This window comes from Geobacillus sp. LYN3 (assembly GCF_003064505.1).
GTDB lineage: Bacteria > Bacillota > Bacilli > Bacillales > Anoxybacillaceae > Parageobacillus_B > Parageobacillus_B toebii.
The window spans coordinates 34,966-48,437 of sequence record NZ_QCWL01000001.1; the positions used below are offsets into that span (position 1 = coordinate 34,966).

Annotated in this window: 13 protein-coding genes, 1 pseudogene and 1 riboswitch; all 14 genes and pseudogenes read right to left on the reverse strand. The window is 42.0% G+C overall.

From position 1 onward, the window contains the following. Window positions 1–106: 106 nt before the first annotated feature. Complete coding sequence (yunB, locus tag DCC82_RS00210) at window positions 107–856, reverse strand: sporulation protein YunB (RefSeq protein ID WP_015864981.1); 750 nt, start codon at window positions 854–856, stop codon at window positions 107–109. Window positions 857–929: 73 nt separating this feature from the next. Further along, window positions 930–1,232: a YunC family protein gene (locus tag DCC82_RS00215; protein ID WP_015864982.1), complete on the reverse strand. Its 303-nt coding sequence runs from the start codon at window positions 1,230–1,232 to the stop codon at window positions 930–932. Between the two features lie 56 nt (window positions 1,233–1,288). After that, window positions 1,289–2,680 (reverse strand): bifunctional metallophosphatase/5'-nucleotidase, encoded by a 1,392-nt coding sequence (locus tag DCC82_RS00220; RefSeq protein WP_097353807.1) that lies wholly within the window; start codon window positions 2,678–2,680, stop codon window positions 1,289–1,291. A 13-nt stretch (window positions 2,681–2,693) separates the two neighbouring features. Further along, window positions 2,694–3,512 (reverse strand): sulfite exporter TauE/SafE family protein, encoded by an 819-nt coding sequence (locus DCC82_RS00225; RefSeq protein WP_062755813.1) that lies wholly within the window; start codon window positions 3,510–3,512, stop codon window positions 2,694–2,696. A 17-nt stretch (window positions 3,513–3,529) separates the two neighbouring features. Continuing rightward, window positions 3,530–4,378 (reverse strand): DUF72 domain-containing protein, encoded by an 849-nt coding sequence (locus DCC82_RS00230; protein WP_062755811.1) that lies wholly within the window; start codon window positions 4,376–4,378, stop codon window positions 3,530–3,532. Between the two features lie 144 nt (window positions 4,379–4,522). After that, the gene (gene sufB / locus DCC82_RS00235; RefSeq protein WP_015864989.1) at window positions 4,523–5,920 is read right to left on the reverse strand and encodes a Fe-S cluster assembly protein SufB; all 1,398 of its coding nucleotides are present in this window, start codon (window positions 5,918–5,920) and stop codon (window positions 4,523–4,525) included. A 31-nt stretch (window positions 5,921–5,951) separates the two neighbouring features. Further along, window positions 5,952–6,389 carry a Fe-S cluster assembly sulfur transfer protein SufU gene (sufU, locus tag DCC82_RS00240; RefSeq protein WP_015864990.1) on the reverse strand — a complete coding sequence of 146 codons (438 nt, stop codon included), beginning with the start codon at window positions 6,387–6,389 and terminating at the stop codon, window positions 5,952–5,954. Next, the gene (locus DCC82_RS00245) at window positions 6,379–7,599 is read right to left on the reverse strand and encodes a cysteine desulfurase (RefSeq protein ID WP_015864991.1); all 1,221 of its coding nucleotides are present in this window, start codon (window positions 7,597–7,599) and stop codon (window positions 6,379–6,381) included. The genes sufU and DCC82_RS00245 overlap by 11 nt, the downstream gene beginning before the upstream one ends. After that, window positions 7,596–8,909, reverse strand: a complete 1,314-nt coding sequence (gene sufD / locus DCC82_RS00250; protein ID WP_015864992.1) for a Fe-S cluster assembly protein SufD — start codon at window positions 8,907–8,909, stop codon at window positions 7,596–7,598. The genes DCC82_RS00245 and sufD overlap by 4 nt, the downstream gene beginning before the upstream one ends. A gap of 22 nt (window positions 8,910–8,931) precedes the next feature. Beyond that, window positions 8,932–9,711 carry a Fe-S cluster assembly ATPase SufC gene (sufC, locus tag DCC82_RS00255; RefSeq protein WP_015864993.1) on the reverse strand — a complete coding sequence of 260 codons (780 nt, stop codon included), beginning with the start codon at window positions 9,709–9,711 and terminating at the stop codon, window positions 8,932–8,934. 204 nt (window positions 9,712–9,915) lie between these two features. Then, complete coding sequence (locus DCC82_RS00260) at window positions 9,916–10,755, reverse strand: MetQ/NlpA family ABC transporter substrate-binding protein (protein ID WP_097353808.1); 840 nt, start codon at window positions 10,753–10,755, stop codon at window positions 9,916–9,918. 16 nt (window positions 10,756–10,771) lie between these two features. Beyond that, window positions 10,772–11,440, reverse strand: a complete 669-nt coding sequence (locus DCC82_RS00265; protein ID WP_015864995.1) for a methionine ABC transporter permease — start codon at window positions 11,438–11,440, stop codon at window positions 10,772–10,774. Further along, entirely contained in the window at window positions 11,430–12,458 is a 1,029-nt protein-coding gene (locus DCC82_RS00270; protein ID WP_015864996.1) for a methionine ABC transporter ATP-binding protein, read from the reverse strand. Before DCC82_RS00270 ends, DCC82_RS00265 begins: the two co-directional genes overlap by 11 nt. 95 nt (window positions 12,459–12,553) lie before the next feature. Further along, window positions 12,554–12,662: riboswitch (SAM riboswitch) on the reverse strand. Between the two features lie 130 nt (window positions 12,663–12,792). Continuing rightward, a pseudogene (locus tag DCC82_RS00275) lies at window positions 12,793–13,392 on the reverse strand (PLP-dependent transferase); the annotation flags it as partial. Window positions 13,393–13,472 lie beyond the last annotated feature (80 nt).

A 13,472-nucleotide genomic window follows, 5' to 3' on the forward strand; every position in this document is an offset into this window, starting at 1 on the left:
AAAATAAGTGACGCCCATGATATGACATGCTTATTACGCCGTAACCCGAGCCGGCGAACATATAAAAAATCTTCACCGACCCGGCAGGCGACCGAAAAACGTTAAGCTAATGAGAAGGCACTTTAAAAGATGGGTTGACATTGCCGCCATTATTATAAAATTGTGGAACCTCTCCTTGAATCACATGCATCGCAATCGGAATTTTTGTTGAGACGGTTGCAGCTTTTGCTGAAAACGGGATTACTACTTGAATATCTACGGAAACGTGAATATCCACTTCAATTAACACGTTATTAATCCCAAACGGCTTAATTTCTTTTGTTACATCCGATAATACATTACCAATAATTTGAAATTGGACAGGAACATGCGGCCCGAGATTGCCAAGGAGTGAATTATTGGTGACTTGGCCAATTGGAATATAATAAATAATTCCGCTATTTTTCCTTTTTTCCGGTTTGGCGTCAGGAAGTTCGAGTTCTTCAATCTTTCCTTCCGTTGCCGCTTTTAAACTTTGCATTACATAGTCGTCCGTATTTGCTAAAATTCGATTTACAATGACTGCATTAAAATCCACCGAAGCAATTTTACCATTTTCATCTTTCTGTACTGTAATTAAATCACTCATTTCCGGATTGTCTTTTAAAAACTGTTGTTCAATTGCATTATTAATGACTAAATTGGCAATTCGTTTCGTTTCCTTTTCAGCAATTTCCATTAAAACTGGTTCGATCCTTTTATTCACAATCCAAAGACTGAGAGCTGTGGAAAACATAAAGAAAACAAATGTCAATAAAAATACATATCGAAAGGGAAGCGGGCCTCTTCTCGGAAAGCGTGCGGGAAATCTAGGCAAAATAAAATCCCTCCTTTACAAGCTATATGTATGCTTGAAAGGAGGGAGATAACGCAAATTGTTATATAATTTTTTACCGCATCTTCAACAAAGCATCTTTTCCTTTCATACCGACCGTAATTCCCAGCTCTTCAGCAGCTACTGTCACCGATTCTAAAGGCGCTTCAAGCAGTTGTTCAATCGTGCGGACCCCGACCGCCCTTCCAGCGACAATTCCGCGGTCGCGCAGCTTCTCATTCAATAGCGCCACATCGAGCGCGCCGCACATAATGTACCCTTTTTCACTTGCTACGGCAAGCAAATTCGTCTTCGGTAATTGAACGGAAATAGCAATAAATGGATAATGATCGATCGTAATAGGAGTTACGTTGATCATGATAAAGCCACACTCCTTTCCCTACTTTAATGTATGAAATAGGGAAGGAAATGTGCTTATTTTTGGTTTGCTAATTTCCATGCCAAAACATCCCGTAAAAATTCCGGCATGTAATATTCTTTTTTCGGAGCTCGTCGGATTTGCGGATAAAAATGTCCGATCGCAAACATATCAATCGTCGCCACATCATATAGTTGATCTGGATTTAATGGCTTGCCGTTAATCATAATGTGGCGAATATGTTCGGATCCATCTTTACTCGTTTCTGTTTCCAGTTCGATTCCATCATATACCATTTGCCCCATCACCTTGCCGCGAAAACCAAATCCTTTAAATTCTAAGTATTTCATTCTTTCTGTATTTGCTTGTAAAATAATTTCCTTTAATTCTGCGCCCCGAAGCTGCACTTTACACGGGTTGATCGGATGCGGACAAATACGGTGTAAATCTTTTTTTGTTACTACTCCTTTGTAAAGCGGCTCTAACAGGACGCCTGCATTTACCATACCAATTTCTGCTTCACACCATTCTTTTAGTGCTGAAGCAAGCAGCTTGGCAAACGGAGATGGAGAAAACCATTGTAACGGCAAGTCTTCTTTCAGCTCTGCAACTTGTTCCGCTTCCAATTTTGCTAAACTTTGCTGTTCTAATAACGATAAGGTGCGCTTCGTTTTCTCCAAATCCGGCAGACTTTTTACATCCACAACGGTAGCTAATGCTTTATATGTATGATCACTTTCCCCGATTTCTAACTTCACTACTCCAATAAACTTTCCATATTTCCCGGCTCCACACAATAATGTTTGATTAATCCTTTTTCCCTCTGGAAATAAATGATGGGTATGCCCTCCGAGGATAATATCAATTTCTGGTATCGTCTGAGCAATTTTTTCGTCCTCGTTGATTCCCAAATGCGATAATAAAATGACAAGATCCGCTTGTTTTTTCACTTCTGCCGCAATGTTTTCCAACATCTCAAGAGGCGGCGTCACTTTCCATCCTAATAACTCGTAAGATTTAGCGAAATAAGCCGTTAGTCCAATCACGCCAACACGAAACGTATCAGAAATAGGAATAATATAGTACGGATGCGCCCAAGAAGGACGTGTCCCGTCTTTCTTAAATAAATTGGCGACAATGACTGGAAAGCGGGCGTTTTCGTATAATGTGTCTAGTTCCTTATGGTCAAGAGTAATTCCTTCATTATTGCCAATCGTTACCGCATCATAATGAAGTTCATTTAATAAATCAACATTTGCTTTTCCCCTTGTTGCTTCCGTAATCGGATGAAAGCGATCAATAAAATCCCCAATATCAAACAACAACATCGTTTCATTGTTTTTTTCATGCTTTTGTCTTTGTTCACATAAAAAATAGGAAATTTTCGGCCAATATTCAAAATGGCTATGCACATCGTTCGTATGGTATACATATACTGTCCGTTTCAACGAGCCTCCCCCTTTATGAAAAGCTTTCGTAAATAAGACGGATTCCTAAAAGAACAAGCACTAGGCGCAAGAAGATGACCACTGTTTTACTGCGAAGCCGTTTATTAATGAAAGCACCTGTTTTCGCTCCAAACCAAACACCCGGAATTAGAGCAAGCGCAAATAGCCATTGTACATTCCCCATAAAAATATGTGTAAGCGAGCTGACAAGTGACGACAAAAAGATCATAAACATCGAAGTCGCTACCGCAACATGAGGCGGAAAGAAAAATAAAATCATCATCGCCGGCACCATTAATGAACCGCCGCCAATACCAAAAATCCCCCCAAAAAAACCAACGATGAAAGAGATGACAATAGCTACGATCGGGTTGTATCCATATGTCACCGTTTCCCCTTCATTCGTTGTGTAAGTGCGGGTAATTTTAAATGTTTTTCGTTGTGAACGTACTGAAGCATTTTTGCTGAAAGATAAAAAAAACGATACAGCGATTAAAAAAAGCCCAAAATAGAAAGAAAAATGCTCAAGGCTCAACTTATTATTCATCCACGCGCCAATGATCGCTCCAGGGCCGCTTCCGATAAAAAATAAAAGGCCGCTTTGATAATCAACCATTTTTTCTTTCATATAGGATAATGTTGATGATAGTCCGTTAAAAATAATGACGACGAGCGAAGTGCCGACAGCCGCTTGCGGGGTGACATGCGGCAACCAATGTGTAGCGCCTAAAAACAGCAAAGATGGCACGATGATCACTCCGCCGCCTAAACCGACTAAACTTCCGATCGTTCCCGCTAAAAAGCCGACAATGACTAGCAGCACATACTCCATATTCTCATCTCCAATAACTAAAATAAATCAAGCTGGCGTGGCGCTAAATCCGTATATTCAATGCCAAGCAAACGGATCAATTGCTTCGCATTATCCGCAGCATCCCCGCCGGAATTGTTGTTAAACAATACGTAAATATCCTTTGTCTTCGTTTTTAATGTTTCAATATGCGCCACCCATTCGCGCAATTCGTCTTCCCGATACCGATATAAATATCTTACGGCCCGCCAATTTTCTCCGCTTGTCGCTTTATTCCACCCATATACATTACGCCCATGCAAACGAATGAGCGTTTTTTCTGCATTTGTAGGATATAACACGGTCGGAATGGAACCTTCCCCAGCTTGCGGCTCATCGCAAATGCTATGAATCCATCCTTCTTCTGTCATAAACTGTAATGTTTTCGCATAAAAGCGGGGGGAAAACCATGAACGATGGCGAAACTCAAGCGCTACCGGAACTTCTTTCATTTGCGCCTTGCACCAACGCAAATACATTACATGCTCACGGCGGCAATCAAACCATGGCGGAAATTGAAACAACACCATCGCTAGCTTTCCTGACTGGATAAACGGCTCAATCGAGTCTAAAAAAGCAGCAAACATCTCTTCCTTGCTCGAATACGGAATCGGGCCCCGCTCATGTCCCGTCATTCCTTGGTACGCTTTCACGACAAAGCGGAACGAATTCGGTGTTTCATGAATCCATTTCTCGACATTTTGGCGCGGCTGAATCGCATAAAAATACGAATCCACTTCTACAGTGGGAAAATGTGCGGCGTATTCTTGCAGCTTATCTTTCGCTGCAAGACCAGGAGGATATAAGCTATCGTGATCTCCCCAACCTGTTAATCCGATATAAATCATACACCAATCACCTAACTTCATCATATCACAACTGTAAAAAATTTGAGAACAATGGAGAATACGTATAGCAAAAAGTAGAGAAATACATAAAAATGTGAAAACCATCCATTCACCATAGGCAAATGGATGGTTTTTAAAAAACGATCAACCGATCGAGCCTTCCATCTCGAATTTGATAAGCCGGTTCATTTCCACCGCATATTCCATTGGAAGCTCTCTTGTAAATGGCTCGATAAAGCCCATGACAATCATTTCTGTCGCTTCTTGTTCAGAGATGCCGCGGCTCATCAGATAGAACAATTGCTCCTCGGATACTTTTGACACTTTCGCTTCATGCTCGAGCGAAATGTTGTCATTTAAAATTTCATTATACGGGATCGTGTCGGATGAAGATTGGTTATCCATAATGAGCGTATCGCATTCAATATTCGAACGCGATCCTGACGCTTTGCGGCCAAAGTGAACGATACCGCGATAAGTCACTTTTCCGCCTTGTTTAGAAATCGACTTCGATACGATGGTCGATGATGTGTTTGGTGCAAGGTGAATCATTTTTGCACCAGCGTCTTGATGCTGTCCTTTTCCGGCAAGCGCAATCGATAATGTCAAGCCGCGTGCACCTTCTCCTTTTAAAACAACTGCTGGATATTTCATCGTTAATTTGGAACCAATGTTTCCGTCGATCCATTCCATCGTTGCGTTTTCTTCACAAACCGCGCGTTTCGTTACAAGGTTAAACACGTTGTTCGACCAGTTTTGAATGGTCGTATAACGGCAGTACGCATCTTTTTTGACGATAATTTCAACAACGGCACTATGAAGCGAAGCGGTTGTATAAATTGGCGCGGTACATCCTTCTACGTAATGAACGTGTGCCCCTTCATCAACAATAATTAACGTGCGTTCAAATTGTCCCATGTTTTCCGAGTTAATGCGGAAATATGCCTGCAACGGCGTTTCTACTTTCACGCCTTTTGGCACATAGATGAACGAACCGCCCGACCACACCGCTGAGTTTAACGCAGCAAATTTATTGTCCGTAGGCGGCACAACTTTTGCAAAATACTCACGGAAAAGGTCTTCGTTTTCTTTCAACGCAGAGTCCGTATCTTTAAAGATAACACCAAGTTTCTCCAAATCTTCTTTCATATTATGGTAAACAACTTCTGATTCGTACTGTGCCGATACTCCTGCTAAATATTTTTGTTCCGCCTCAGGAATTCCGAGCTTATCAAATGTCGCTTTAATTTCTGCCGGTACTTCATCCCAAGAACGGCCCGATTTTTCCGTCGGTTTTACGTAGTACGTAATTTCATCAAAATCTAAACTCGATAAATCGCCACCCCATTGTGGCATTGGTTTGCTGTAGAAAATATCTAACGCTTTTAAACGGAATTCAAGCATCCATTGCGGCTCATTTTTCATGCGGGAAATTTCTTCGACCACTTCCCGTGTCAACCCGCGTTTTGCGCGGAATACCGATACGTCTTTATCGACGAAACCATACTTATATTCGCCGATTTCTGGCGCTTTTTTCGCCATGCGGTTTCACCCTCCTTTTTTCTTCTTGCCATTAATGACGTTGGTGCAACCCTTTTTCCATTGCTTTCCATGCCAATGTCGCACATTTAATACGGGCCGGAAACTTCGAAACGCCTTGAAGTGCCACAATATCACCTAAATCAACAGAGTCATCATGTTCTTTCCCCTGCATCATATCGGAAAATATATTGGCTAGCTTCAACGCTTCTTCCACCGTTTTTCCTTTGATCGCCTGCGTCATCATCGAGGCTGATGACATCGAAATGGAGCAGCCTTCTCCCTCAAACTTCACATCCACAATTTTCCCGTCTTCGACTTTCATCGTTAGATGAATACGGTCACCACAAGTCGGATTATTCATATCAATATCTACACTGTTTCCCTCTAAAACACCACGATTTCTTGGATTTTTATAATGATCCATAATCACTTGTCGATAAAGCTGATCTAAAGGATTATTAGAAGACATGACCAAAATACTCCTTTGTTTTCTGTAATGCGACTACGAGTTGATCGATTTCTTCCTTTGTATTATAGAGGTAAAAACTTGCACGCGCTGTAGCTGTTACGTTTAACCATTTCATTAACGGTTGGGCGCAATGGTGACCGGCGCGGACGGCGATCCCTTCCGCGTCAAGGACGGTTGCCACATCATGCGGATGAACTCCTTCTATGTTAAACGTCACTAATCCTCCGCGATGTTTTGGACCATAAATCGTGATCCCTTCTATCGCGGACAACTGTTCTAAAGCGTACTGGGCAAGTTCCTGCTCATGTGCAGCGATATTATCTAATCCGATTTCTTCAAGGAAGTCGATTGCCGCTCCTAAACCGATGGCTCCCGCAATAATTGGAGTACCGCCCTCGAATTTCCACGGAAGCTCTTTCCATGTCGATTCGTACAGGCCGACGAAATCAATCATTTCGCCGCCAAACTCTACCGGTTCCATCTTCTCTAATAATTCCCTTTTACCATATAATACGCCAATTCCTGTCGGACCGCACATTTTATGCCCAGAAAACGCCAAAAAATCACAATCTAGATCTTGAACATCGATTTTCATATGAGGAGCGCTCTGCGCGGCGTCCACTACGATGACAGCGCCATGTTTGTGGGCGATTTTTGCAATTTCTTTTACTGGGTTAATCGTTCCTAAAACGTTGGAAACATGTACAATAGCGACAATTTTTGTATTGGATGTGACCGCCGCTTCTACATCTTTTAGGTCGATCGTTCCATCTGGCTGAAGCGGAATATACTTTAATGTGGCTCCCGTATGTTTAGCGACTTGCTGCCATGGAATAATATTGCTATGGTGCTCCATGTACGTGATGACAATTTCATCGCCTTCTTGTAAATTAGCGCGGCCATAGCTCGCTGCAACCATATTTAACGCCGTTGTCGTTCCTCTTGTAAAAATGATTTCTTGTGTGGACTTCGCATTAATAAACCGTCGTACCTTTTCACGTGCTCCTTCATATGCGTCCGTCGCTTTCGTACCAAGCGTATGCACGCCGCGATGGACATTTGAATTGTACTGGCGATAATAGTGATCAATCGCTTCAATGACGGGAAGAGGTTTCTGTGATGTCGCAGCATTGTCAAGATATATAAGCGGCTTCCCGTTTACTTCTTGGTCCAAAATCGGAAACAGCTGCCGAACCTCTTTCGTATTCATGACTGCACTTTCCTTTCAATTACTTCAATAAGTTGTTTTTTCACACTTTCAATCGGAATAGCCTCTACAACAGGAGCTAAAAATCCATGAATGATAAGACGTTCTGCCTCATGTTTCGGAATACCGCGGCTCATTAAATAATATAGCTGCGTAGGATCAATGCGGCCGACCGATGCAGCATGTCCTGCCATTACATCGTCTTCGTCAATTAATAAAATAGGGTTCGCATCTCCACGCGCTTTTTCACTTAGCATTAGAACACGCGATTCTTGCTGCGCGTTCGATTTAGAAGCACCATGTTCAATTTTTCCAATTCCGTTAAAAATCGAAGTCGCGCTGTCTCTCACAACACCGTGTTTTAAAATGTAACCTTCCGTATGTTTACCATAATGAACAACGCTTGTCGTAAAGTTTTGCACTTGCTCTCCTCGACCGACAACGACCGTTTTCGTATCGCCGAAAGAACCGTCACCTATTAAGCGGGTAATGTTTTCAGAAACTGTATCTCCATCGTTCATTAAACCGAGCGCCCACTCAATGCGGCCATCACGGGCAGCGATACCACGGCGGTTTACATAGGTTGTAATACCTTTTGCCAAGTTATCGACCGCTGCAAAAAACACACGAGCATTCGTGTTGGCAAACACTTCGGCGACAATATTGACAACTGCTTTGCTAGTTTCTTTTACGGAAATATAGTTTTCCACATAAACAACCCGGCTATTATCTTCCGCTACAACGATGACATGATTAAATAATGCGATATCATCATTTTCTTGAATATAAACAGCTTGAAGAGGAACATCCACTACAACATTTTTCGGCACATATACGAACACACCGCCGTTAAGTAGCGCAGCATGCAACGCCGTTAAACGATGCTCGTCAATTTTCACGCCATCTTTCATCAAATATTTTTGCAACAAATCCCCATGCTCACGTGCTGCTGTGAAAATATCAGTGAAAATGACGCCTTTTGCTTTCAACTCATCCGATAGAGATAAATATGCTGGTGTATGGTCGCGTTGGACATATAAGTTTTTCGTTCCCTCTCCTGCTTCAATAAGCGCCTTTACTGCTTCAGGCAATTCATCTAATGAAGCAAACGGCGCGCTTTCCACTACATGATTAGCAAATTGTGTGAAATTCCATTTGTCAATTTTTGTTTTATCCGGCTTTGGCAGCGGCAACTCTTCTGCTTTAGCAAGAGCTTGTAAGCGAAGCTGTAAAAGCCAGTCCGGTTCGCCGCGTCCGCTGGAAAATGAGCGCACATATTGTTGGTCGAATGGTATTTTTGTTCCTGTCGTCATAATATAATACTCCTCCTAACGCTTACGCTTCTTGCTCAACCGTTTCATCTTCAATGCCAAGTTCTTTTTTAATCCAATCGTATCCTTCCGCTTCAAGACGTTGTGCCAACTCCGGACCACCGGATTTTACGATACGCCCTTGCATCATGACATGCACATAATCCGGTGTGATGTAGTTTAGTAAACGCTGATAGTGCGTAATGATCAAACAGCCGAATTCGCTGCTGCGCATTTCATTAATTCCTTTTGAAACAATTTTTAATGCATCAATATCAAGACCGGAGTCGATCTCGTCCAAAATCGCGATTTTCGGTTCAAGCATCATTAATTGAAGAATTTCGTTGCGTTTTTTCTCTCCGCCGGAGAATCCTTCATTTAGATAGCGATGCGCCATATCTGGGTTCATTTCTAGAAACGCCATTTTTTCATCCAGCTTGCGGATAAATTTCATTAGCGAGATTTCATTGCCTTCGCCAAGCCGGGCATTGATAGCGGCGCGAAGGAAATCGGCGTTCGTTATGCCGCTAATTTCGCTTGGATATTGCATCGCCAAAAATAAACCGGCGCGTGCACGTTCATCCACTTCCATCTCCAACACGTTTTGCCCGTCTAATGTAATGCTTCCTTTTGTTACTTCATATTTTGGATGTCCCATAATCGCCGACGATAACGTTGATTTTCCCGTTCCGTTCGGACCCATAATCGCGTGAATTTCTCCGCCTTTTACTTCTAAATTCACACCTTTTAAAATTTCTTTTCCTTCAACGGATACGTGAAGATCTTTAATTGTTAACACTGCCATGAAGAATACCTCCAATTTTCACTAAAAATTGTGTATATCATTGACTTGCTTGTCTTTCCATTCTCATTTTATTCTCATTACAATCTTATAACAAATGAAAAGTATTAGCAACCTTTTGAAGAGAATATCACTATGTTCATAGTGAAAAATATTTTGATCAAGATTGTTTTATAAAAATAACGGAAGCGGACCGCTTCCGTTATTTTATTGCGCTGCTGGAATGACAGCACCTTTATATTTTTCTTTAATAAAGTCTTGAATTTCTTTCGACTGTAACACTTCGACAAGTGTTTTAATTTCTTTGCGGTTTTCATCGCCTTTGCGTACAGCGATAATATTGACATATGGGTTATCTTTCGGCGACTCAACAGCAATTGGATCTTTCGCAGGATCTAATCCCGCGTCAAGCGCATAGTTGGCGTTGATGAGCACAGCATCGCCTTCGCCGTTTTTATAAATTTGCGGCAGCAATCCTGCTTCCACATCTGCTTCAAATTTTAAATGTTTTGGATTTTCCACAATGTCTTTGACCGTAGCTTTTGTTTTATCGATACCTTCTTTTAATTTAATTAACCCTTTTTCTTGCAGCATCGATAAAATGCGACCATGGTCTGCAACCGAGTTGCTCATGATGATCGTCGCACCGTCTGGCAATTCTTCGAGGCTTTTATATTTTTTCGAGTAAAGACCGATTGGCTCAATATGAATGCCGCCAGCGTTGACAAAGTCATATCCATGTTCTTTTTTCTGTGCTTCTAAATATGGAATGTGTTGGAAATAGTTGGCGTCAATTTCTTTATCTGCTAACGCTTTGTTTGGTAAAACATAATCTTGGAATTTAACAATTTTTAAGTCAATGCCTTTTTCTTTTAAAATCGGTTGTGCTTTTTCTAAAATTTCTGCATGCGGGACATTGGAAGCTCCAACCACTAATTTTGTTAATTTCCCTTCTTTTTTGCCACCATCAGCGTTGTTATTGCCTCCACATGCTGCCAAAGCCAACACAAGAACGACGGCAAATAACGCACTAATCCATTTTTTCATATTGATCTTCCCCCTTTTATCGTTTATCTATTTTGGAAGTGACAAAGTCACCGATAAACTGAATGACAAAGACAATCACCAAAACTAGAACGGTGGCGACAAACGTCACATCATTATGGCTGCGCTGAAATCCTTCAAGATACGCTAAGTTGCCAAGGCCGCCGGCGCCAACGACCCCTGCCATCGCTGTATATCCAACTAAAGCAATTGCAGTGACGGTAATTCCAGATACAAGAGCAGGCAATGACTCTGGAAGAAGCACTTTCCAAATAATCGTGGCCGTTGTCGCTCCCATCGCTTTGGCCGCTTCGATGACACCTTTATCAATTTCGCGAAGCGCAATTTCCACCATTCTCGCGTAAAATGGCGCCGCTCCAATAATGAGTGCTGGCAATGCCGCATTTGCGCCAAGAATCGTTCCGACAACGAATTTCGTAAACGGGATTAACAAAATAATTAATATGATAAATGGGATGGAACGAAAAATGTTAACGATAGCGGCGATGATCATATTCGCCAGGCGGTTTTCCCATAAGTTGCCCTTTGACGTTAAAAATAAAAGCAGTCCAAGAATCGTTCCTAATATAAATGTTGCAACGACAGAAATTCCTGTCATATAAAGCGTTTCAACGGTCGCTGCCCAAATCATATCCCACTCTACATTTGGTAAGAGGTTAGCGAGCATCCGTAATCACCTCCACCGCCACTTGCTGCTTTCGAATATAATCGATCGCGCGGGCAACTTCCTCTTTCTCTCCATCCATATGAACAAACAGCACACCGTAAGCGCCTTGATGAGTTTGCGAAATTTTTCCTTGAAGAATATTCGCATCAACTTGAAATTGGCGAACAACGTTAGCAATCAGCGGCTGTTCCGTAACCTCTCCAACAAACGTCAATTGAAAAACCGTTCCTTTTGGATATTTATCGAGTAAATGCGCAATCGTTTCTTTCGTTTCCTCCGGTTCGATGACCTGCTGTACAAATCGTTTCGTAATCTCCTGCTTTGGCTGCCGGAACACTTGCAGCACTTCTCCTTGTTCGACAATTTTTCCGTTTTCCATCACTGCAACGCGGTTGCAAATTTTACGAATCACGTGCATTTCATGGGTAATTAATACAATTGTCAATCCTAAACGCTTATTAATATCCACCAAAAGTTCCAAAATGGAATCGGTTGTCTGCGGGTCTAGCGCGGATGTCGCCTCATCGCACAATAGCACTTTTGGATTGTTCGCCAAAGCGCGCGCGATGCCGACGCGCTGCTTTTGCCCGCCGCTAAGCTGTGACGGATAGGCGTTTTCTCTTCCTTGCAAACCTACAAGCTGAATCAACTCGTCTACTCGTTTTTTCCGCTGTTCTTTCGGTACACCGGCAATTTCTAATGGAAACGCAATGTTTTCGCGAACCGTTCTTGACCATAATAAATTAAAATGCTGAAAAATCATTCCGATTTCCTGACGGGCCTTTCGCAATTCCTTTCCTTTAATATTAGCAATATCCCGTCCAGCGACAATGACTTTCCCTTTGGTCGGTTTTTCCAATCCGTTAAGGAGACGGATTAACGAACTTTTTCCCGCCCCGCTATATCCGATGATTCCGAAAATTTCGCCTTCTTTAATTTGCAAAGAGACATTATCCACTGCTGTTACAGATCCATTGGCCGCTTCATATATTTTTGTCACGTTTTCTAATGTAATCATGCACATTTCCACCTTCCCTCATGTAAAAGACAACTCGCCGCAAAAAGAAAGCCTTTCTGCTCAAGAGAACAGAAAGGCAATGATTACCGTTCTGTCTCTTATCTCTCAAAGCAGACGCTTTGTGTGAATTGGCACCATTTCAGCGAGTACGCTGACGGTTGCCGGGCTTCATTGGGCACATCCCTCCACCTCTCTTGATAAGAGCACAAAAAACACTTTATTCAATTAAAATCTCTCAATAATTACGAATGTGATTTTATCACTATATGTCGAATAGTGTCAATGGAAATGTTATGGTCATTATGGAAAATGGCATGATTATCATTTTTTGTGATTATGAGACGGAAACATCAGATGTAATTCCGGTAGCAGCCGCAATGGCCTGTTCTAAATCTTCGATTAAGTCATCGATATTTTCGATGCCGACAGATAGACGAACTAAATCTTCTGTCACTCCAGATGATTTTAGTTCTTCTTCGTTTAGCTGTTGATGTGTGGTGCTTGCAGGATGGATAATTAAACTTTTCGCATCGCCAACGTTGGCAACATGCGACCATAATTTTACACTGTTGATCAATTTCGCTCCTGCCTCTCTGCCGCCTTTTACGCCAAATACAACGATGGAACCCGCTCCTTTTGGCAAATATTTTTTCGCTAGTTCTTTTGCTGGATGACTGTCATGTTCTGGATAAAGCACCCACTCTATTGCTGGATGACGATCTAAATACTCGACGATTTTTCTTGTATTCGCAATATGTTCTTTCATACGTACATGCAATGTTTCAAGACCAAGCTGAATTTGAAAGGCATTAAATGGGCTAATCGCTGGACCTAAATCGCGAAGCAGCTGCACGCGAGCTTTGACAATGTATGCAGCAGGTCCAAACGCCTCAGCATACACAAGGTTGTGATAGCTTGGATCAGGAGTAGTGAACTACCCCCACTTAATTTTCTAGCGAAAATTTGAAGTGGGGGCTTCCAAAGAAGTTTGACTGCTTTAAGCAATCCTTATTC

Bases quoted from the DNA above. Each gene is read 5' to 3' on its own strand.
- DCC82_RS00270 (WP_015864996.1), bottom strand. From the start codon at position 12,458: ATGATTACATTAGAAAACGTGACAAAAATATATGAAGCGGCCAATGGA.
- DCC82_RS00230 (WP_062755811.1), bottom strand. From the start codon at position 4,378: ATGATTTATATCGGATTAACAGGTTGGGGAGATCACGATAGCTTATAT.
- DCC82_RS00260 (WP_097353808.1), bottom strand. From the start codon at position 10,755: ATGAAAAAATGGATTAGTGCGTTATTTGCCGTCGTTCTTGTGTTGGCT.
- DCC82_RS00215 (WP_015864982.1), bottom strand. From the start codon at position 1,232: ATGATCAACGTAACTCCTATTACGATCGATCATTATCCATTTATTGCT.
- sufC (WP_015864993.1), bottom strand. From the start codon at position 9,711: ATGGCAGTGTTAACAATTAAAGATCTTCACGTATCCGTTGAAGGAAAA.
- sufB (WP_015864989.1), bottom strand. From the start codon at position 5,920: ATGGCGAAAAAAGCGCCAGAAATCGGCGAATATAAGTATGGTTTCGTC.
- sufU (WP_015864990.1), bottom strand. From the start codon at position 6,389: ATGTCTTCTAATAATCCTTTAGATCAGCTTTATCGACAAGTGATTATG.
- DCC82_RS00245 (WP_015864991.1), bottom strand. From the start codon at position 7,599: ATGAATACGAAAGAGGTTCGGCAGCTGTTTCCGATTTTGGACCAAGAA.
- sufD (WP_015864992.1), bottom strand. From the start codon at position 8,909: ATGACGACAGGAACAAAAATACCATTCGACCAACAATATGTGCGCTCA.
- DCC82_RS00225 (WP_062755813.1), bottom strand. From the start codon at position 3,512: ATGGAGTATGTGCTGCTAGTCATTGTCGGCTTTTTAGCGGGAACGATC.
- DCC82_RS00265 (WP_015864995.1), bottom strand. From the start codon at position 11,440: ATGCTCGCTAACCTCTTACCAAATGTAGAGTGGGATATGATTTGGGCA.